Annotated in this window: 17 protein-coding genes and 1 riboswitch; of the genes, 9 read left to right on the top strand and 8 right to left on the bottom strand. The window is 73.7% G+C overall.

All coding sequences use genetic code 11. The annotated features are described in order from the left end of the window. On the bottom strand, positions 1–1,677 hold the full coding sequence (locus tag C8N24_RS15710; protein ID WP_147447825.1) for a sensor histidine kinase: 1,677 nt from the start codon (positions 1,675–1,677) through the stop codon (positions 1–3). Positions 1,678–1,690: 13 nt separating this feature from the next. Then, positions 1,691–2,347, bottom strand: coding sequence for a response regulator transcription factor (locus C8N24_RS15705; RefSeq protein WP_121251301.1), 657 nt, complete (start codon positions 2,345–2,347; stop codon positions 1,691–1,693). 180 nt (positions 2,348–2,527) lie between these two features. Between C8N24_RS15705 and C8N24_RS15700 the strand changes: the two genes are divergently transcribed. Continuing rightward, a complete protein-coding gene (locus C8N24_RS15700; RefSeq protein ID WP_121251299.1) occupies positions 2,528–4,720 on the top strand; it encodes an MMPL family transporter in 2,193 nt (730 codons plus the stop codon). A 99-nt stretch (positions 4,721–4,819) separates the two neighbouring features. Next, positions 4,820–6,526, top strand: coding sequence for an alpha/beta hydrolase family protein (locus C8N24_RS15695; RefSeq protein WP_121251297.1), 1,707 nt, complete (start codon positions 4,820–4,822; stop codon positions 6,524–6,526). On the opposite strand, the gene C8N24_RS15690 is transcribed toward C8N24_RS15695, so the two are convergent. Next, complete coding sequence (locus C8N24_RS15690; RefSeq protein ID WP_121251295.1) at positions 6,501–7,364, bottom strand: alpha/beta hydrolase; 864 nt, start codon at positions 7,362–7,364, stop codon at positions 6,501–6,503. The two genes, C8N24_RS15695 and C8N24_RS15690, sit on opposite strands and share 26 nt — an antisense overlap. Here C8N24_RS15690 and C8N24_RS15685 point away from each other — a divergent pair. The 3 genes from C8N24_RS15685 to C8N24_RS15675 are packed head-to-tail and all read left to right on the top strand — an operon-like array spanning position 7,363 to position 11,103. Next, positions 7,363–9,462, top strand: coding sequence for an AfsR/SARP family transcriptional regulator (locus C8N24_RS15685; RefSeq protein WP_245971865.1), 2,100 nt, complete (start codon positions 7,363–7,365; stop codon positions 9,460–9,462). The genes C8N24_RS15690 and C8N24_RS15685 overlap by 2 nt on opposite strands. Before the next feature lie 40 nt (positions 9,463–9,502). Beyond that, on the top strand, positions 9,503–9,928 hold the full coding sequence (locus C8N24_RS15680) for a cupin domain-containing protein (RefSeq protein ID WP_121251293.1): 426 nt from the start codon (positions 9,503–9,505) through the stop codon (positions 9,926–9,928). 47 nt (positions 9,929–9,975) lie between these two features. Further along, positions 9,976–11,103 (top strand): ScyD/ScyE family protein, encoded by a 1,128-nt coding sequence (locus C8N24_RS15675; RefSeq protein WP_121251291.1) that lies wholly within the window; start codon positions 9,976–9,978, stop codon positions 11,101–11,103. Here C8N24_RS15675 and C8N24_RS15670 read toward each other — a convergent pair. From C8N24_RS15670 to C8N24_RS15655, 4 genes are read right to left on the bottom strand one after another with little or no spacing between them, the layout of a single operon-like run. Continuing rightward, the gene (locus tag C8N24_RS15670; protein ID WP_121251288.1) at positions 11,100–12,245 is read right to left on the bottom strand and encodes a patatin-like phospholipase family protein; all 1,146 of its coding nucleotides are present in this window, start codon (positions 12,243–12,245) and stop codon (positions 11,100–11,102) included. The genes C8N24_RS15675 and C8N24_RS15670 overlap by 4 nt on opposite strands. A gap of 13 nt (positions 12,246–12,258) precedes the next feature. Continuing rightward, a complete protein-coding gene (locus tag C8N24_RS15665) occupies positions 12,259–13,575 on the bottom strand; it encodes a hypothetical protein (protein WP_121251286.1) in 1,317 nt (438 codons plus the stop codon). After that, complete coding sequence (locus tag C8N24_RS33985) at positions 13,572–15,320, bottom strand: gluzincin family metallopeptidase (RefSeq protein ID WP_170179129.1); 1,749 nt, start codon at positions 15,318–15,320, stop codon at positions 13,572–13,574. Before C8N24_RS33985 ends, C8N24_RS15665 begins: the two co-directional genes overlap by 4 nt. A gap of 46 nt (positions 15,321–15,366) precedes the next feature. Further along, entirely contained in the window at positions 15,367–16,239 is an 873-nt protein-coding gene (locus C8N24_RS15655) for a helix-turn-helix domain-containing protein (protein WP_121251284.1), read from the bottom strand. A 105-nt stretch (positions 16,240–16,344) separates the two neighbouring features. Between C8N24_RS15655 and C8N24_RS15650 the strand changes: the two genes are divergently transcribed. From C8N24_RS15650 to sugE, 4 genes are all read left to right on the top strand, one after another. Then, a complete protein-coding gene (locus tag C8N24_RS15650; protein ID WP_121251282.1) occupies positions 16,345–17,394 on the top strand; it encodes an NAD(P)-dependent alcohol dehydrogenase in 1,050 nt (349 codons plus the stop codon). A 38-nt stretch (positions 17,395–17,432) separates the two neighbouring features. Then, positions 17,433–17,816 (top strand): PPOX class F420-dependent oxidoreductase, encoded by a 384-nt coding sequence (locus tag C8N24_RS15645; RefSeq protein WP_121253245.1) that lies wholly within the window; start codon positions 17,433–17,435, stop codon positions 17,814–17,816. A 111-nt stretch (positions 17,817–17,927) separates the two neighbouring features. Beyond that, positions 17,928–18,788 carry an NAD(P)-dependent oxidoreductase gene (locus tag C8N24_RS15640; RefSeq protein ID WP_121251280.1) on the top strand — a complete coding sequence of 287 codons (861 nt, stop codon included), beginning with the start codon at positions 17,928–17,930 and terminating at the stop codon, positions 18,786–18,788. Further along, positions 18,770–18,836: riboswitch (guanidine-III (ykkC-III) riboswitch) on the top strand. (Overlaps the previous gene by 19 nt.) A 28-nt stretch (positions 18,837–18,864) precedes the next feature. After that, positions 18,865–19,182: a quaternary ammonium compound efflux SMR transporter SugE gene (gene sugE / locus C8N24_RS15635; RefSeq protein ID WP_121251278.1), complete on the top strand. Its 318-nt coding sequence runs from the start codon at positions 18,865–18,867 to the stop codon at positions 19,180–19,182. Here sugE and C8N24_RS33980 read toward each other — a convergent pair. Then, positions 19,179–19,355 carry a hypothetical protein gene (locus C8N24_RS33980; protein WP_170179128.1) on the bottom strand — a complete coding sequence of 59 codons (177 nt, stop codon included), beginning with the start codon at positions 19,353–19,355 and terminating at the stop codon, positions 19,179–19,181. The genes sugE and C8N24_RS33980 overlap by 4 nt on opposite strands. Positions 19,356–19,373 lie beyond the last annotated feature (18 nt).

The raw sequence follows: 19,373 nt of genomic DNA, 5'->3' as shown, positions 1-19,373 counted from the left end.
TCAGGAGCGCGCCAGCGTGCGTGTGCCCGCGCCACAGGGCAGCTCCGCGCGCAGGACGGTGCCGGCGCCCGCCGGGCTGCTCACGCGCAGCCGGCCGCCCAGGGCCTCCACCCGGTCGGCGAGGCCGCGCAACCCGCTGCCGCCGGCGCCGTCCGCACCGCCGACGCCGTCGTCGCGCACCTCGATCTCCACCTCGTCGCCGTGGCGGGTGACGCGCACCTCGGCCGCGTCGGCGTGGGCGTACTTGGCGACGTTGGCGAGCCCCTCGCAGGCGACGAAGTAGAGCGCGAGCTCGACCGCCTCGGGCAGCGGGCCGTCCAGCGCGCACGTGACCTGGACGGGCGTCGGCGAGCGGATCGCGAGCGAGCTCAGCGCGGTCGCGAGGCCGTGCTCGAGCACCGCGGGGTGGATGCCGCGCGCGAGCTCGCGCAGCTCCTCCAGCGACTCGGAGAGCTCCTTGCGCGCGGCGGCCACGAGCGTCACCGCCGTGTCGGGGTCTTCCTTGATCCGGTCCTCGGTGAGCCGCAGGGCGATCGCGAGCGAGACGAGCCGCTGCTGCGCGCCGTCGTGCAGGTCCCGCTCGATCCGCCGCCGGGCGGCGTCGCCCGCCTCGACGATCCGCACACGTGAGCGCGAGAGCTCCTGCACGAGCCGCGTGTGCGCGAGCGCGACGTCCGCCGCCGCGCACACGCCCGCGAGCAGGTCGGGCTCGTAGGTGAGCGCCGCGTCGTGCACGAGCGCCGCGACCGGCACGCCGTCGTGCTCGATCGGCGTCAGCACGCGCCCGTCAGCCGGCGGCGGGAACGGCCGCCCGTCCTCGTCGACGTAGGTCTCGAACCCGGGCAGCCAGAAGACGAGCTCCAGCGACGGGTCGTGCAGCGTGCGGGCGAGGATCTCGCCGAGCGTGTGCTCGTCGGGCGCGCGCTGGAGCGCGACCACCAGGTCCGCCATCCCGGCGCGAGCGAGCTGCGCGCGCAGCATGCCGAACAGGAACGCGACCGGCACCGCGAACAGGACGAACGCGGTCAGCTCCTGCGTCGGCCGCATCCAGTCGCCGACGAGCAGCGACGAGTAGGAGTGCACCGCGAGCACGATGATCGCCAGCGCGCCCGCGAGGCTCGGCAGCAGCAGCGCCCGCAGCGCCGGCCCGGCGCGCCACCAGCGCGCGAGCGCGACCGCCGCGATGGCGGTGCCCACCAGCGTGTTGAACCAGCGTTGGGCGGTGTCGATCGCGTCGGCGGCGCCCGCGTCCGGCCACAGCGCGAGCACGTTGTCGTCCCCGGGCAGGAACAGCAGCCAGACGATCTGCCAGATCAGCGTGCCGAAGACCCAGGCGCCGACGAGCACGCGGTCGAAGCCCTTCAGCCGGCCGCTCGGGAACGACAGCACGAGCGCGCCGAAGCCCGCGAGCCACACGTTCGCGAACGCCTCGCCGAGCGTGTGCAGCGCGGGCGCGCCGCTCTCGCCGAGCAGCTGCGGGATCAGGTCGAGGAACCCGGTCGCGGTCATCAGCGCCCCGGTTCGCGTGTCGGGGCGGCGCTGCCACACGACCAGCCCGCAGACGATGAAGGAGCCACCCACGGCGCGGTTGACGACCGCGGCGGGCGAGTGCTCGTCCAGCAGCGCGAACCCCAGCAGGATCGCGGCCACCGCTACAGGCCAGACCCAACGCCTCACGCGTCCGATCCTCTCACCGCGAGCCGTCGGGCGACAAGTACGTCAGCACGGCGAGCACCCGACGGTGCGCGTCGTCGCCGGCCGCGAGGCCGAGCTTGGCGAAGATCGCGCGCACGTGCTTCTGCACGCCGCCTTCGCTGATCGCCAGCAGCTCGCCGATCGCGCGGTTGGAAAGCCCTTCGGCGACGAGGCCGAGCACCTCGCGCTCGCGGTCGGACAGCGCGCTGAGGGGTCCGCCCGGCCGCTGGGCCGCCAGCAGGCGCTCGAACACCCTCGGGTCCAGCGCCGACCCGCCCGCCGCGACGCGCTGCAGCGTGGCCGCGAACTCCTCGATCTCGGTCACGCGGTCCTTGAGCAGGTAGCCGAGCCGCTCGGGGTTCTCCGCGAGCAGCCGCATCGCGACGCCGGCCTCGACGTGCTGGGAGAGGATCACGATCGCGACCTCCGGGTGGCCGCCGCGGATCGCGTGCGCGGCGCGCAGGCCCTCGTCGGTGTGCGAGGGCGGCATCCGGATGTCGAGGATCGCGATGTCGGGCGTGTGCGCGTCGACCAGCGCGACCGCCTCGTCACCGTCGGCTGCCTCGCCGACGACCTCGAACCCGGCGCGCCGCAGCAGCGAGGCGATGCCCTCGCGGACCAGCAGGCTGTCATCGGCGATCACGACCCGCATCGGCCGACTCTGCCCGCACCGCGGGCCGTCGTCAAGCGCGATCCCGGAAGGTGGAGGTGGCCGCACCTTACGGCTCCTTTATCGAGCCCCGCGGACGCCAGTTGCCCCGCATGGGCGGCGGGCCGCCGCGTTGGGACAGTGCTGAACGTCAGTCCTCCCCTTCCTCCCCGGAGCACCAACTTGTCTTCCACCAACCTCGCGGCACGTGCCGGACGCTGGTCCGCGCGCCACCGCAAGACCGCCATCTTCGGATGGCTGCTGTTCGTGGTCCTCGCGACCGTGATCGGCGGCTCGGTCGGCCAGAAGAGCCTCGAGTCGGCCAAGATGGGCAACGGCGAGTCCAAGCGCCACGACCTGATCGTCGAGGCCGCCGACTTCCCGACCACCGCCGGCGAGCGTGTCCTCGTCCAGGGCAAGGGCGGCCTGCGCAGCGACAGCCCGCAGGTCACGGCCGCCGTCACGGACGTCCGGTCCCGCCTCGGGCAGATCCCTGGCGTCACCGACGTCGAGAAGCCGTTGCTGTCCAAGGACGGGCGGTCCGTGCTCGTCGCCTACCAGCTGCCCGGCAGCGAGAAGCGCAACGACCGCAAGCACCTCCAGCGCGTGGGCGCGGCGCCGCTCGCAGCGGTCGACGCCGTCGCGAAGGCGCATCCCGAGCTGCGCGTCGAGCAGCACGGCGACGCGTCCGAGGAGCGCGCGCTCGGCGACAAGCGCAAGGCCGAGGAGGCGCGCGAGCAGCAGCTCTCGATAGGCGGCACGCTGCTCATCCTCGCGCTCACGTTCGGCGCGCTCGTGGCCGCGGGCGTCCCGCTGCTGCTGGGCGTCACGTCGATCATGGCGACCATCGGCCTGCTCGCGCCGCTGAGCCAGCTCAGCCCGCTGCACGCCGCGGTCCAGCAGGTCGTGCTGCTGATCGGCCTCGCCGTCGGCGTCGACTACGCGATGTTCTACCTGCGCCGGATGACGCAGGAGCAGGACCGTGGGCGCTCCCCCGAAGCGGCGCTCGCCGTCGCCGCGGCGACCTCAGGGCGCGCCGTGCTCATCTCCGGCTTCACCGTGATGGCCGCGATGGCCGGCATGTTCCTGTCGGGCAACGCGATCTTCTCCTCGTTCGGCATCGGCACGATCCTCGTGGTCGCCGTCGCCATGCTCGGCTCGCTGACGTTCGTGCCCGCCGTGCTGTCGTTCCTCGGCGAGAAGGGCTGGCTCGAGAAGGGCCGGCTGCCGTTCATCCTCAAGCGCCGGCACCGCACCCGCGGGGAGTCGCGCGTGTGGAACGCCGTGCTCAACCGGGTGCTCGCGCGTCCGGTCGTGTCGGTCGTCGTCGCCGGTGGCGCGCTCCTCGCGCTGTCCGTGCCCGCGCTCGGCATGCACTTCAAGGAGCCCGGCATCGAGGGCATGTCCCGCAGCGAGCCGATCATCCAGACGCTCGACCGGATCGACGCCGCCTTCCCCGGCGACACGCTGCCCGCGACCGTCGCCATCAAGGCCGACGACGTCACGCGGCCGGCCGTGCAGGACTCGATCCAGGAGCTCCAGCAGCAGGCTCTGGCCACCGGCGAGCTGTCCGAGCCGACGCGCGTGGACGTCAGCCCGGACAAGTCCGTGGCGATCGTGTCGTTCGCGATCAAGGGCAAGGGCACCGACGCGGCGTCGGAGGCCTCGCTCGCCGCGCTGCGTGACGACGTCGTGCCCGCGACGGTCGGGCGCCTGCCCGGCGCCGAGGTGGCCGTGGGCGGCTTGACCGCCTGGTCGAAGGACTTCCTGGACACGATGCAGGCGCGTCTGCCGCTGGTGTTCGGGTTCGTGCTGACGCTGGCGTTCCTGCTCCTGCTGGTCACGTTCCGCTCGGTGGTCGTGCCGTTGAAGGCGATCGTGCTCAACCTGCTGTCGGTCGGCGCGGCCTACGGCGTGCTCACGCTCGTCTTCCAGGACGGGCACGGCGAGGCCCTGCTCGGCTTCACGTCGGTGGGCGGGATCACGCCGTGGCTGCCGCTGTTCCTGTTCGTCGTGCTCTTCGGCCTGTCGATGGACTACCACGTCTTCGTGCTGAGCAAGGTGCGCGAGCTGGTCGACCGTGGCCGCACGACCGAGCAGGCCGTGGCCGAGGGCATCAAGTCCACGGCGAGCGTGATCACCAGCGCCGCGGCGGTCATGGTCGTCACCTTCGCCGCGTTCGCGACGGGCTCGGACCAGACCATGAAACAGCTCGGCATCGGCCTCGCGGCCGCCGTGCTGATCGACGCGACGATCGTCCGCGCGGTGCTCCTGCCCGCGACGATGAAGCTGCTGGGCGAGCGCAACTGGTGGCTCCCGCGGCCGCTGCGCTGGCTCCCGAAGCTCGAGCACGAGCCGGAGGTGGTGCCCGCCTAGAGCCTCGTCTCCGTTCGGTCACCCGGACGCCCCGCCGATTCTCGGCGGGGCGTTCGCCGTTCCTGTAGCGTCGGCCTACCAACCGAGAGGGTGACGGCCATGACGCTGCGAGTCGGCTGCCGGAACACCACGCGTACGCGCCTGGTGGGGTCCACCGTGACGGTCTTGCTGGGAGGCCTGGGCGCCGGCGCGGCGCCGGTGGGGGCCGCCGAGCATCCGGTCGGCCACGACGTGCAGCGGATCGTCGTGCCGGACTCGGCGACCACCGACACGGTCCGGCAGGTCGACGTGCACCTCTGGTACCCCGCCGACCCGGCGACGGTCGCGGCGCGTCCCAAGACCGTGTACCGGTCCGTGGTGCACGGCGTCGCCGTCCCCGCGCCCTACACGCCGCTGGCGTGGACGGTCGACGCCGAGAGCGCGCGCGAGGACGCGGCGATCGCCCCGGACGGCAAGCCATTCGGAGTGATCGTCTTCTCGCACGGCAACACCAACGACCCCATCGACTACGCCCCGACGCTGGAGCGGATCGCGGCCGGCGGGTTCGTCGTCGCCGCCCCGGCCCACACGGGCAACACCCAGGACGACACGCGGATCGACGCCCTCAACGCCCTGCCGGGCGCGGTGCGGGTGCCGTGCAACGACGGCCGCGCCGGCCCGTGCTCGCGCACCAACGTCCCGTTCAGCATGGCCGACCGCACGCGGGACGTCTCGAAGGTCCTGGACGCCGTCGGCGGATGGTTCGGGACGCGCGTGGACGCGGCGCAGGTCGGCCTGCTCGGGCACTCGCGCGGCACGCTGACGGCGCTCGCGACCGCCGGCGGCAGCGCCGCCCCACTGCCCGGCGTCCCGTGCTCCGGGGACCCGGCGCGCTGCTGGCCGCTGTCGGCCGACCCGCGCGTCGTGGCCGTGATGGGGATGGCGATCGGCCAACAGCCGATCTCGCTCGGCGTCGACTACCTGGGCGTCCGCGTGCCGACGCTGCTGGTCTCCGCCTCCGGCGACGCGATGTCGCCGCCGTCGGTGAGCGAGCGCGCGATGCTCGAGATGCGCGCGAACCCCGACAAGCAGCTCGTGTCGCTGACCAACGGCGTCCATCGCAGCTTCGACTCGAACTACTGCGCCGAGATGCGCGCCGCCGGGCTGATCGCGGCCGCGGACGCGAACGCGGTGCTCGACAAGCACACGTTCGACCGGATCGCCAGCAGCCCCAACTCGGGCCTGGGCATCGACTACTGCCCGTTCGCGAGCTTCGCCGGCCTCGAGCAGCTCACCCGCGACGTGACCGGCGGCTTCACCCCGACCCCCGCCAACGTGCCGAGGACGGGGTTGGACACCGACACGGTCAAGACGCAGATGGCCCAGCTGGCGGTCGCGTTCTTCGGCAGCCGGCTGGCACGCGCCGCGGGCGTGTCCGTCCAGGGCACGGTGCCCGCGACGCTCGCGCTCACGCTTGGCGCGCCGGCCTCGTTCGGGACCTTCGTGCCCGGCGTGGACGGCAGCTACGACGCGAGCACCACGGCGACCGTCATCACGACGTCCAGCGCGCTGCTCTCGATCAGCGACCCGAGCGTCGTGGCCCCGGGCCGGCTGGTCAACGGCAGCTACGTGCTCGACCAGCCGCTCCAGGTCCGCGCGAACGGCGCGGCCTTCGGGCCGCTCGGCCCGGTGCTCAGCTACGCCGGTCCGGTCAGCCACGCCGTGGCCACGATCGACTTCCGGCAGCCGATCGGACGCACCCAGCCACTGCGGACCGGCGCCTACGCGAAGACGCTCACGTTCACGCTGTCGACGTCGTCGCCATGAGCGTGCGCAGGGCCTCGATGACCGTGTCGGGGTCGTCCTCGGCCATGAAGTGGCCGCTGCTGACGGTCCGGTGGTCGAGGTCCTCGGCCCACGCGCTCCACAGCGCGCGGGCGTCGTAGCCGAGCGCGGCGCCCCAGTCCTGCTGCAGGACGGTGACCGGCATCGTGAGCCGCGTGCCCTGCGCGCGGTCCTGCCGGTCGTGCTCGACGTCGATCGTGGCCGAGGCGCGGTAGTCGGCGACGATCGACGGGATCGCGTCGCGGCTGGCCTCGAGGTAGTGCGCGCGGATCGCGGCCGGCTGCGGCGCCGCGCCCCACGCGTCGAGGAAGTGGCCGAAGAAGGCGTCCGGCGCGCCCGCGATCAGCTGCTCCGGCAGGCCGGGCGGCTGCGCCATCAGGTACAGGTGGAACGCGACCGCCGCGGTCTCGCCGTGCAGGACCTCCCACATGTCGAGCGTCGGCAGCACGTCGAGGATCGCCAGGCGCGTGATCCGGTCGGGATGGTCGAGGCCGGCCCGGAACGCGACGAGCGCGCCCCGGTCGTGGCCGGCGAGCGCGAACGTCTCGTGGCCGAGCGCCCGCGCGAGGTTCACGACGTCCTGCGCCATCGTGCGCTTGGCGTAGCCGTCCGCGGGCTTGCTGGAGCGTCCGTACCCGCGCAGGTCCGGGCAGATCACCGTGTGCGTCTGCGCGAGCGCGGGCGCGACCTTGCGCCACATCGCGTGCGTCTGCGGGAACCCGTGCAGCAGCACGAGCGCCGGGCCGGTGCCGCCGATGGCGGTGTGGAGGGTGACGTCGTCGGCGACGCTGACGTCGCGGTGTTCGAAGCCGTCGATCATGCGCGGCAGCGTGGACGCGGGCGATCAGCATCCGATCAGCAACACTGGACACGTGCCGGTCGAGTTCGGGGTGCTGGGGCCGGTGGCGGCATGGGACGCGTCCGGCGCGCCGTTGGCGTTGCGCGGCCCCCGCCACCGCGCCGTGCTCGCACGGCTGATCGTCGCCCGCGGCGCGGTCGTGCCCGTCGAGGGGCTGGTCGCGGACCTGTGGCCCGCCGACCCGCCGCCCCGTGCCGTCGGCGCGGTGCGCACGTTCGTCAGCGACCTGCGCCGCGCGCTGGGTGACGCCCGCACGGCGCTCGTCACGGAAGGCCCGGGATACGCGCTCCGGCTGGATGGCGCGAGCGGTGCGAGCGGCCCGGCCGGTGCGAGCGGCCCGGCCGGCGCGGGCGGCGCGGCCCGCGGCGGCGTCGATGCGTGGCGGTTCGAGGCGTCCGTCGCGGGCGCGGCTTCGCTGCCCAGCGAGGCGCGGCTCGCCGCGCTGGTCGAGGCCGTGGGCCTGTGGCGTGGGCCGGCGTTCGCAGGGCTCGACGACTTCGACTGGGCGCGGGTGGAGCGGGCGCGGCTCGCGGAGTTGCGGCTCGCGGCGGTCGAGTCGATCGCGGACGCGCGGCTGCGGCTCGGGCTCGCCGCGGCGGCCGTGCCGGACCTCGACGCGCACGTCGCGGCGCATCCGTGGCGGGAGGAGGGCTGGCGGCTGCTCGCGGTCGCGCTGGCCGGCAGCGGCCGCCGTGGCGACGCGCTCGTGGTGCTGCGGCGCGCGCACGTCGAGCTGGTCGAGCAGCTCGGGATCGCACCCGGCCAGCCGCTCCGGCGGCTCCAGGAGGACCTCTTGGCCGGCGACGAGGCGCCGGCGGCGGGCGTGGATGCGGTGTGGGCGCGGGCGGCGGCCGCCTACGACCGCGAGGTCGGCACCCGCGCGCGGGTGCGGCTCGAATCGACGGTCTCGCTCCTGCGCTCGCTCGCGGTGACCGGGGGCGGGGGCCTGGCCGAGGCGCGCACGCACCGGCTCGCCGCCGTCGCGGCGGCCGAGGAGCTCGGCGACCCGGGGTTGACGGCGCGCGTGATCGGCGCGTACGACGTCCCCGCGATCTGGACGCGCTCGGACGATCCGGAGCACGCGGCCGCGATCGTCGCCGCCGCCGGCCGGACGCTGCGGGCCGAGCTTCCGGACGCGCTGCGCGCGCCGCTGCTGGCGACGATCGCGCTCGAGTCGCGCGGCGCGGGCACGCGCGAGGTGGCCGACGCCGCGCGCGAAGCCGAGCGCCTGGCCCGCGACCTCGACGACCCCGCGCTGCTCGCGTTCGCCCTCAACGCCGTCTGGATGCAGTCGTTCGAGCGCTGCGGCCTGGCCGCGCGCCGCGACGCTATCGGCGCCGAGCTCGTCGCGCTGGCCACCCGCCACGACCTGCCGTCGGTCGCCGTGCTCGGCCACCTCGTGCGCATGCAGGCCCTCGGCGCACTCGGCGACTTCACCGCCGCCGATGGGCACGCGGCCGCGGCGGACCGCCTCGACGCCCGCCACGAGCGCCCGCTCGTGGCCGTGTTCACGACCTGGTACCGCGCGATGCGTGCGGCCACGACCGCGACCGCGCCCGCCGCGACGGCGCACGAGGCCGCCGCCGGGACCGCACAGGCCGCGACGCGGCACGACGCCGCCAGGACCGCGCCCGGCCCGGCGCCGCACGAGGCCGCCGCCGACGCGGTGCTCGCAGCCGGCGCGCGGTTGCCCGGCGCCGGCATGCCCGGACTGGAGCGAGGACTCGTTCCGCTCGCCCTGTTGTGCCTGCGTGTCGCGCGGGGCGAGCGCACGCACGTGGACGGCGACTTCGGGCCGTACGAGCCCTGGGCGCGGCCGCACGTCCTGCTTGCTCGCAACGAGCGCGGGCGCGCCGCGCGCGCGCTCGACGCCGTGCCCGACCCGCCCGCCGACCTGTTGCAGGAAGCGCTGTGGTGCCTGACGGCGAGCGCGGCCGCCGCGCTCGGCGACCGCCGGACGCTCGACCGCGCGCGGGCGCGGCTCGAGCTCGCCCGCGACGAGCATGCGGCGGGCAGCGGCGTGGTCAGCCTCGGCCCCGTGGCACGGTTCCTCGTGTGAGCCCGGGAATGGCGCGCCGCCGGGCGACGTCTGGCCTGGCATGAACGTAGACACCGAGGCATGCACCGTCGTCCGCGCCGCCGGCGGCTACAGCGGCCGGCAGGGGATCGACTACCGGACCGGGATCTCGAACGGGACGGCGGGCGCCCGGGCGCTGTGCCTGCACCGCGCGCCGATGCCGGCCGGCCTGCGTCCCACCGCGCACCTGCACGCCGAGCACGAGTCCGCCATCTGCGTCATCAGCGGCCGCGGCGAGTTCTGGTGGGGACCGCAGCTCGAGCACCACGAGGTCATCGAGGCCGGTGACTTCATCCACATCCCGGCCGGCATGCCGCATCTGCCGTACAACCCGGGCCCGGAGACGCTGGACGTCGTGATCGCCCGCACGGACCCGAACGAGCAGGAAAGCGTCGTCACCCTGCAGGAGCTGGACGCGTTGCCGCACCTCCCTCCGCGCGGGCGCTAGGGATTTCCCCGATCCAAGCGGGACGGCGCGTCCGTAGGTTCGCGGACATGACATTCGACGTGCGCAAATCCCTCGCGCTGGCCGCGGGCGTGCTCGCCATCGCGGCGCCCGCCGCCTCGGCCGGGGCGCCCGGGCCGCAGGTGATCGCGACCGGCCTCGACAACCCGCGCGGGCTCGACTTCGGCCTCGGCGGCGAGCTGTGGGTCGCCGAAGCCGGGCGCGGCGGCAGCGACTGCACCCTCGAGAGCCCCGAAGGCGGCGGCGCCGGCTGCTTCGGCAAGACGGGCGCGATCACGAAGATCGACAAGCGCGGCAACAAGAAGCGGGTCGTCAGCAACCTGCCGTCCGTCGCCTCCCAGAGCGGCAACGAGGCCAGCGGCCCGTCGGACATCTCCTTCACGCTCGGCGGCCTGCTCGGCTACTTCACCGTCGGCCTCGGCGCCAACCCGGCGCAACGCGAGCAGTACCCGCAGACCGCCGGCATGGGCAAGCTGTACCGCGTCCTGCCGACCGGCCACGTGGCGGGGGTCGCGGGCGACGTCGCCGGCTACGAGGCGGCGCACAACCCGGACGCGGACCAGCCGACCGCCGAGGTCGACTCGAACCCGAACTCGGTCGACGCCACCGGCCTCCACGTCGCGGTCGCCGACGCGGGCGGCAACAGCCTCATCCGCTACGGCCTGCGCGGCCCGGAGACGCTCGGCGTGATCCCGTTCAAGATGAGCCCCGCGCCGGAGATCCCCGACTTCCCGGTGCCGCCCGGCACGCCGATCCCGACGCAGTCCGTGCCGACCTCGATCGTCCGCGGCCCGGACGGCGCGTACTACGTCGGCCAGCTCACGGGCTTCCCGTTCCCGACCGGCGGCGCGAGCGTCTGGCGGATCGTCCCCGGCCAGGCGCCGACCGAGTACGCCACCGGCTTCACCACCATCACCGACCTCGCGTTCGGCAAGGACGGCACGCTCTACGTGCTGCAGATGACGAGCGCCACGCTGATCGGCCCGCCGACCCCCGGCAAGCTGATCCGCGTCCCCAAGCGCGGCCCGCGCACCGAGATCGCCCCGGGCACGCTGACCTCGCCGACCGGCCTCGCGGTCGACGGCAACTCCGCCTACGTCGCCAACAAGGGCGACCAGGCCGGCGCGGGCGAGATCGTCAAGCTCCCGCTGCGCTAGATCCCCGCAGCCGGATAGGGCAGCTGCGCCGGCCGGGGGATCTGCGGATCCACCCACCGGCGCAGCGCCGTGTCGCAGATCGCGTACCCCCAGTTGATCAGGCGCTCCTGCAGCCGGTCGTCGAGCTTCGCCAGCCGGGTCGGCACCTCCGCGAGCGCGAGCACGGCCGCGTCGGACGGATCGACGATCGGGTCGGGCAGCCCGTAGTCGCGCACGTGCGAGCGGATGCCGAAGTACGTGCCGTCGCGCTGGCCCTGCTGGAACGCGTAGACCGTCCAGCGCTTGCGCAGGTCGCGCACCTGGTTGTCGATCACGTTGAGCACGCGCAGCATCTGCAGCGCGGTCGACGGCGACTCGTCGTCGTCCATCTGCCCGCCCGCGTCCGAGACGAGCACGCTACGGCAGCGCTTCCAGACCGTCTCGAGCCCCAGGTTGTCGTAGACGCCGCCGTCCGAGAGCGTGATCTTCTCGCGGTAGCCGCGCGCGGTCAGGTCGTTGCCCGCGACGGTCTTCCAGGTCGCGTCGGCGAGGTCGAGCGTGCAAGGCGACAGGAACGGCGGGAACGCGGAGGACGCCGCGACCGCGTCGGCGAGCGGCGTGTCCGGGTCGTCGACCATCCCGACCCGGTAGTCGGCGAGGTACGGGCGCGAGAAGCGGAACAGCACGCCGGACTCCAGGTTCGTCGCGCAGATCACGAAGCGAGGCCCGCGGTCGTCGTCCGGCAGGTCCTGCAGCGTGGCGTCGCCGAACAGGTGCTTGCGGTAGGCGCCCGCCACCTCCTTGCCCACGGTCTCGAACGGCAGCAACCCCTTCAGGAACGACGAGATGTCGATCGTGTGCCGCGCCAGCTCGCGGACCGGCGCGATCACCAGCGCGTCGAGGTTCGTGGCCACGTCGCCCTGCCACGTCAGGCGCGTCCACGCCGCGCCGAGCGTCGCCGCCGTGATCGAGCCGCCCGAGACGCTGGAGACGCGGGCGAGGCCGCGTACCCGGCCGGCCTCGTTCAGCCGCCAGAGCGTGCCGAGGTGGAACAGCATCGCGCGGTAGCCGCCGCCCGACAGGCACAGGCCGGTGCCCTCGGGCTCGTACTCGGGCTCCCCCGGGATGATCCGGACGGGCTGGGGAAGTTCGGGTCGGGTCATCGCCCCTCCTCGCTCAACTCGTGACCTGCTGGAACGGCACGCGACCGGTCGTCGGCGCCTCGACGGCCACCAGCGGCACGCCCGCTTCGAGCGTGTCGGTGCGCGCGAACACGGCCATCCGCGCGCTGAGCGCCTCCACCAGCGTCGCGCGCGGCACAGCCGTGGCGTCGGTGTCGCCGTGCACGTCCGCCATCGTCGACATCACCGCGCACATCGGCCGCTGCGGGTCGGCCGCACCGTCCGTCCACAGCCCGAACAGCGATTTCGGCGTCGCGTTGCGCGAGCCGTGATGGCCGACCTTGTAGAGGTCGACGTCCGCCAGCAGCGCGCGCAGCTCGGCCGCGTCCGAGGCTTCCCTGAGCGCCCAGGACCAGTTCTCGATCTGCGCGTCGCCGGGCAGCAGGAGCCGCCGGTCGCCGACGTCGATCAGCAGGATCAGGCTCGTGTTGTTGAGCGCGTCGTCGACCGTGCGGACGAGCCGCATCAGCGTCCCGAGCTGCTGGCGCGCGAGCCGGTCCACGAGCCACGCCACCGGGCCGGGCGGGACGTCGGGCGGCCGCTTCGGAGCGCGCGTGTCCAGCCGCTCGGGCGTGAGCCCGTCGACCGCGTCGAGCTGGAGCATCCAGAACTCCTCGGGATCGCGGTCGCGCTGACGGAGCACCGCGTCCGACTCGGCGATCGTCGGTGGCCCGAGCACGCGCACGCCGATGCCGGGCACGAGCTGCTCGAGCTTGGTCGAGTCGCCCGCGTGCAGGTACTCGCCCTCGGTCGCGGCCGCGAGGTCGTCGAGGAAGCGGATGGCCTTCGCGTTGGGCAGCTGGTCGGCCGCGGCGTGCAGGAGCCGCCCGCTGACGCTGTTGGCGTGCGCGCCACGCACGAGCGCCTCGATCCGCCCCGCGAGCTGCTGGCCGGCGGCGAGCCGCACCCCGAAGACGCGCTCCGGGTCGGCGTCGGCGGCGAGCGGGGCGGTCGCGTCCCGCGGGAGCGCCGGGTCTTCCGTCCACGGGCGCACGACGAGCTTCGGCTGCAAGCCGGCGATGATGTCCGCCGCCTCGTCGACGGCGAAGCCGGAGAGGTGGTCCTTGTGGCGATGCGTGACGACGATCGCGTCCAGCACGCCGCCGCTGTGCTCGCGGATCAGCTCCGCGACGCGCACCATCATGTCCGCCTTGGCGTCCTTCGGGCGGTGGGTGGAGCCGAAGTCGATCAGGACGTGACGCTCGGCGCGGCCGTCGGGCAGCGGCGCGGCGTAGAAGCAGCTCAGCAGCTGGACCTCGCCGAAGCCGACCTGGTAGAGCCGCAACACCACGCGGTCGGGGACGGGCGTCACCAGCGCTCCTCGATCCCGCGGTCGGGGGCGTGCAGGTCGGCGAACGGCAGGCCGCGGGAGGCGCCGAGCGAGAACCCGAGCCGGTTGCGCGTGTCGAACAGCCCGCGGTGCGCGAGGTAGGCCACGCGCCGGCTCTGCCGGTCCCAGTCGTCGAGCCGCTTGCGCTGGTGGAACTTCAGCCGCCCGAACTGGTCGAAGATCAGCGTGCCGCCGCCCCAGATCTGGATCGGGGTGTCGCCGCTGACCGAGTGCGGAAGCCCGATGCCGCGCTCGCCGGCCTGGGTGCCCGTGAGGTCGAGCACCTGGACGTAGTCGGCGACCACCTCCTCGACGAGCAGCCCGTCGGGCCCGATGCGCACGGCGGGCCGCACCGCCGCGACCTCGAGCTCGTACTCCGGGCACAGCCCGAGCGCGTCGAGGTTCTGCCAGACGAAGCGGAAGACCTCGTCCGGGTTCGTCCGCAGCGCGGTCGCGTTGACGTGGTCGTAGTACAGCGGCGCGGCGGCGACGTCGACGATCCGGTCGGTGGGCTGGACGATCCCGTACGTGCCGAACGCCTCGCGGACGGCGTCCCGGTAGCCGTGCGCGTCGTCGGGCGCGACCACGGCGTCGGCGACGAGCATCGCGTCCAGCACGTCGTCGAACTCGAGCTCGACCGCGGGCGCGTAGTCGAGCGCGCGGATGAACATCGTCAGCAGGTGCTCGGCCGCCTTGGCGCCCGCCTCGGCGGCGGCCCGGACGCTCATCGCGCCGCGGTCCGCGAGCTGGGCGAGCCGGCCCGTCCACATCTTCACGAGCCCCCGGGTGAGCGCCGCCACCAGGATCTCGCCCCGCCGGTGCGGCTCCTGGAAGCCGGGGTCGCCCAGCCAGGCCGCGTTCGGGTCGAGCTTGACCGACCGTCGCAGCGCGGAGCCGCGGACGCCGGAGGTGGTGGAGCCGAACTGCTCCGCGACGCCGAACAGGATGCCCTGCGCGAGCTGCTCGGTCAGGTCGTTGCCGGTCTCGACGCGGTTGCGCGCGTCCTGCTCGGTGGTGAGCGCGAACTCGATCAGCTCGGGGAGGGAGAACACCGACAGCAGCGCGACGATGTCCCCCAGCGCCTCGTGGAAGCCCGGCTGGTCGGGCAGCCCGGGCTCCATGAACCGCGGTCGCAGTCCGTCCAGGATGGCGTGCGTCGTCTCGTGGGCGACGATGTCGTGCGAGAGGCACGTGTGGACGGTCGTGCCGTCGGGCTGCGGCAGGTAGCCGAAGAACAGGCCGCAGTCGTCGCGCGAGTAGAACGCGTTGGCCTCGACGAACGCGTGCGGCACCAGGTACAGCTGGTGGCTGCGGAACTCCCACTCGATCCGGCGGCCGAGCGCGAACTCCAGCCGGGCCAGCGTGCGCGCGGCGATCGCGTAGACGTTCTGGGCGTGGAAGGCGAAGTCGCCCAGCAGCACCTCGTCGCTCGCCTGCGCGAAGCGGTCGGCGTACGTCCAGCGCGCGGGCCGAGGGTCCGGCTCGCGCGGGTCCGCGAGGTCGGCCGCCGGGTGCAGCACGCCGGAGGTGCCGTCGTAGTCGACGACGTGGAAGCGATGCGAGCGCGGCCCGGGCTCGAGCCGATCCACCGGCACGGTCGCGGCCGCCCGGACGATCCGCCCGTCGCGCTGCACGGCGGGGTCTTGAGCGATGATCGTCATGACCCGGGTCCGCGAGGCCGGACGCGGCGGCGCGGCACCGTCCTGCTGATCGGCGAGCCCGCTCACGCGGACCTCCTTTCGGGCGGCTGTAGACCGACGCTACAGCCGATGCTCAGGACTCGTCAACCAGCGCGACCGGATCGCTCGGCGTGGCGATCCAGCTGGCGAGGAGGTCCAGCCGCTGCTGGGAAGCGCTGCCCGGCGCGGCGGTGAAGATCGCCATCGGCAGCTCGTCGGCCGTGAAGGTGACCATCTCGTAGCTCAGCTCGAGCTCGCCGACGATCGGATGGCGGATGGCCTTCACGCCGGTGCGGTGCGCGTGCACGGTGTGCGCGGCCCACCAGGCGCGGAACGGCTCACTGCGCGCGGACAGCGCTTCGACGAGCGCGCACAGCGTCGGGTCGAACGGGTTGCGTCCCTGGTAGCTGCGCAGCGTGCCGACGGTGTCCCTCGCGACCTGCTCCCAGTCGAGCCAGAACGTCTTGGCGGCGGAGTCCAGGAACGTGAAGCGCGCGCCGTTGGCCGGCTGCTCCGGGCTCTCGAACAGCGGCTGGAAGAGCGCGTGGCCGAGCGGGTTGGCGCCCAGGTAGTCGCCGCGCGCGTTGGTGATCGTGGCCGGCGCGCCGAGCGAGTCCAGCACGCGGCGGGCGGCCGGGCGGATCTCCTGCGAGGTGGCGGGCGGCGCGGTCCGGCGCGCCGACGGGCCGGTCGCGTGGACGAGGTCGAACAGGTGCGTGCGCTCCGCGTCGTCGAGTCGCAGCGCCTCGGCGAGGGCGGCGAGCACGCTGTCGGAAGGTGCCGTCGCGTGGCCGCGCTCGAGCCGCTTGTAGTACTCGACGCTCACGCCGGCGAGTGAGGCGACCTCCTCGCGGCGCAAGCCGCTCACCTGCCTGCGACCGTGGACCGGGAGCCCGACGTCGGCCGGCGTGACGTTCGCCCGCCGCGTGGCCAGGAACTGCGCCAGCTGATCGGACGAGGCACCCATCGCTCCCACTTTAGGCCGTGGCGCGCGCGCCGGGGTGCCCTGGCAGTACCCCTCTCGCAGGGTCCTTTCCGCACCTCGACCGGCGTCCCATAGTGCGCCGTCGACATGAGTGCTCCCACCACAGCCAAGGCCGTCGGCGCCCCGTCCGCCACCGCCGCCCTCGAGCCGCTCGCGATCGAGCGCCGGGCGATCGGCCCCGACGACGTCCGCATCGACATCAAGTTCTGCGGCATCTGCCACTCCGACATCCACTTCGCCCGCGGCGAGTGGGGCGAGATCCCCTACCCCGCGGTGCCCGGCCACGAGATCGCCGGCATCGTCGCGGAGGTGGGCGCGAACGTCACCGCGTACGCGCCCGGCGATCGCGTCGGCGTCGGCTGCATGGTCAACTCGTGCGGCGAGTGCGAGAACTGCAAGGCCGGCAACGAGCAGTACTGCATCCCCGGCAACACGCAGACCTACGGCTCCGTCGACAAGGACGGAACGCCGACCTACGGCGGCTACTCCGACCACGTGGTCGTCGACCAGCACTTCGTGCTGCGGATCCCGGACGGGATCGAGCTCGACGCCGCCGCCCCGCTGCTGTGCGCCGGCATCACCACCTACTCGCCGCTGCGCCACTGGAACGCCGGTCCGGGCAAGCAGGTCGCGATCGTCGGCCTCGGCGGGCTCGGGCACATGGCGGTCAAGTTCGCCAAGGCGCTCGGCTCCGAGGTCACCGTGCTCTCGCAGTCGCTGCGCAAGCAGGACGACGGCCTCAAGCTCGGCGCCGACCACTACTACGCCACGAGCGACGACGCCACCTTCGAGCAGCTCGCGCACCGCTTCGACCTGATCATCAACACCGTCAGCGCGCCGCTCGACATCGGTCGCTTCCTGGGCCTCGTCAAGACCGACGGCGCGCTCGTCAACGTCGGTGCCCCCGGTGAGCCGCTGCCGGTCCCGGTGTTCGGCCTGCTCATGCAGCGGCGCACGTTCGCCGGCTCGGCGATCGGCTCGATCGCCGAGACCCAGGAGATGCTCGACTTCTCCGCCGAACACGGCATCGCCGCCGAGATCGAGGTCGTCGGCGCCGACCAGGTCAACGAGGCGTGGGAGCGCGTGCTCGCCTCGGACGTGCGCTACCGCTTCGTGATCGACAACTCGACGCTGTAGGACCGATGATTTCGTGTCGTCGCGTGCGTCGTATGGGCATGACCGACGATCTGCGCTCCCTGCTCGACGACACGAACATCGCCCACGTCGCCACGGTCGGCCCTGACGGCGCGCCCCACTCGGTGCCCGTCTGGGTCGGCACGGACGGTGAGCACGTGGTCTTCCTGACCGGCCCGGAGTCGGTCAAGGCGCGTAACCTCGCCCGTGACGGACGGCTTGCGCTCTCGCTGGTCGACGCCCAGAACCCGTTCCGCATGGCCTACCTGCGCGGGCACGTGGCCGAGTGCGTGACCGGCGAGGAGGCGTGGGCGATCATCGACCGGATCTCGACCAAATACGTCGGCGGCCCCTACCCGCGCGAGCAAGAGCGAGTGGTCTACCGGGTCGCGGTCGACCGCGAGCGGGCCCAGGCGTTCGCGTAGCCCACCGGGCAGGAACAGCCAGTCGCGGTCGCCGGGGCGCTGGGCGCGCATCCGTAGCCGGACGCCCGAGGTGGTGAAACGCGTCGTCACGACCCGGCACAATGCCACGCCATGATCGTCGCGGCCGTGGCCAACAGCGTGCGCAAGGCCGCCCGGGAGCTGGAGGGCGTCGAGCTGCGCGGGCTCGACGAGCGCCTGGACGACGTCGAGTTCCTCGTGCCCCAGTGGGGGCAGGTGCCGGACCTGGCGGCGATGCCCGCGCTGAAGGTCGTGCAGGTGCTGTCGGCGGGGACGGACTGGATCGACGAGCACGTGCCGGAGGGCGTGACCCTCTGCAACGGCCGCGGGGCGCGGGACATCCCGGTCGCCGAGTGGATCGTCGGCGCGCTCCTGGGCGCCGCGACCGGCCTGCTGGCGAGCGCGCGCGACCGGCGCTGGGAGCACCGCCCGCCCGCCGAGGTGCACGGTTCGCGGGTGCTGATCGTCGGGCACGGGTCGATCGGACGCGCGGCCGAGGAGCGGCTGTCCGCGCTGGGTGCGACCGTGATCGGCATCGGCCGCGGCGAGATGGCCCAGCTGGCGGGGCGGGTCGCGTGGGCGGACGTCGTCGTCAACCTCGTGCCGCTGACCGAGGCCAGCCGCCACGTCTTCGACGCGGACGTGTTCGCCGCGATGCGCGACGACGCGCTGTTCGTCAACGCCGGCCGCGGCGGCACGGTCGACCAGGAGGCGCTGCTCGCCGAGCTGCGCGCGCCCCGCCTGCGCGCCGTGCTCGACGTGACCGACCCGGAGCCGCTGCCCGAGGACCACCCGTTGTGGTCGGCGCCCGGAACGCTGGCGATCACGAGCCACCACGCCGGTGACAGCCACGAGGCGGACGCCCGCGCGGTCGCGCTCGCGGTCGACCAGCTGCGCACGTACGTGGCGGGCGGGCCGCTGCGCAACGTGGTGCAGCTAGGCTGGGAGGCGTAGCACCGGACGAGACGCGCGCCGTACCCGGGACAGACAAGACGACGCGCAGCCTGTCGATCTCATCCGGAGGTGCGCGATGTCCTGGGTAGTGCTGTTGGTGGCCGGCCTGTTCGAGACGGTCTGGGCCTTGGCCCTGAAGGAGTCCCACGGGTTCACGCGGCTCGGGCCGTCGGTGCTGTTCGTCGTGGCGATGATCGTGAGCATGGCGCTGCTGGCCTACGCGTTGCGGGACCTCCCGGTCGGCACCGGCTACGCGGTGTGGACGGGCACGGGCGCTGTCGGCGCGGCGATCGCGGGGATCGTCCTCCTGGGCGACTCGGCCGCGCTCACGCGGCTGCTCCCGATCGGGCTGATCGCCGTCGGGATCGTCTGGCTCGCGCTCGCGGAGGGCTAGTCGGCGACGCAGATCAGGAGCAGCCCGGGACGGGCGGCGAGGATCGCCCGCGCGACGCGCTCGGCGTCCGGGGTCGTGCAGCCCTTCAGGAACACGCTCGTCGGCGCCGGGATGACGAGGCGTGGGTCGTCGAACGACTCGAACGGGTCCGGGGGCGGCAGCTTCCCGCGCATGCCTCGGGCCTACCCGGG

The sequence above is a fragment of the Solirubrobacter pauli genome, assembly GCF_003633755.1.
GTDB lineage: Bacteria > Actinomycetota > Thermoleophilia > Solirubrobacterales > Solirubrobacteraceae > Solirubrobacter > Solirubrobacter pauli.
Note: the sequence above shows the minus strand (reverse complement) of the source record. Positions and strands in the feature narration are given on the sequence as shown.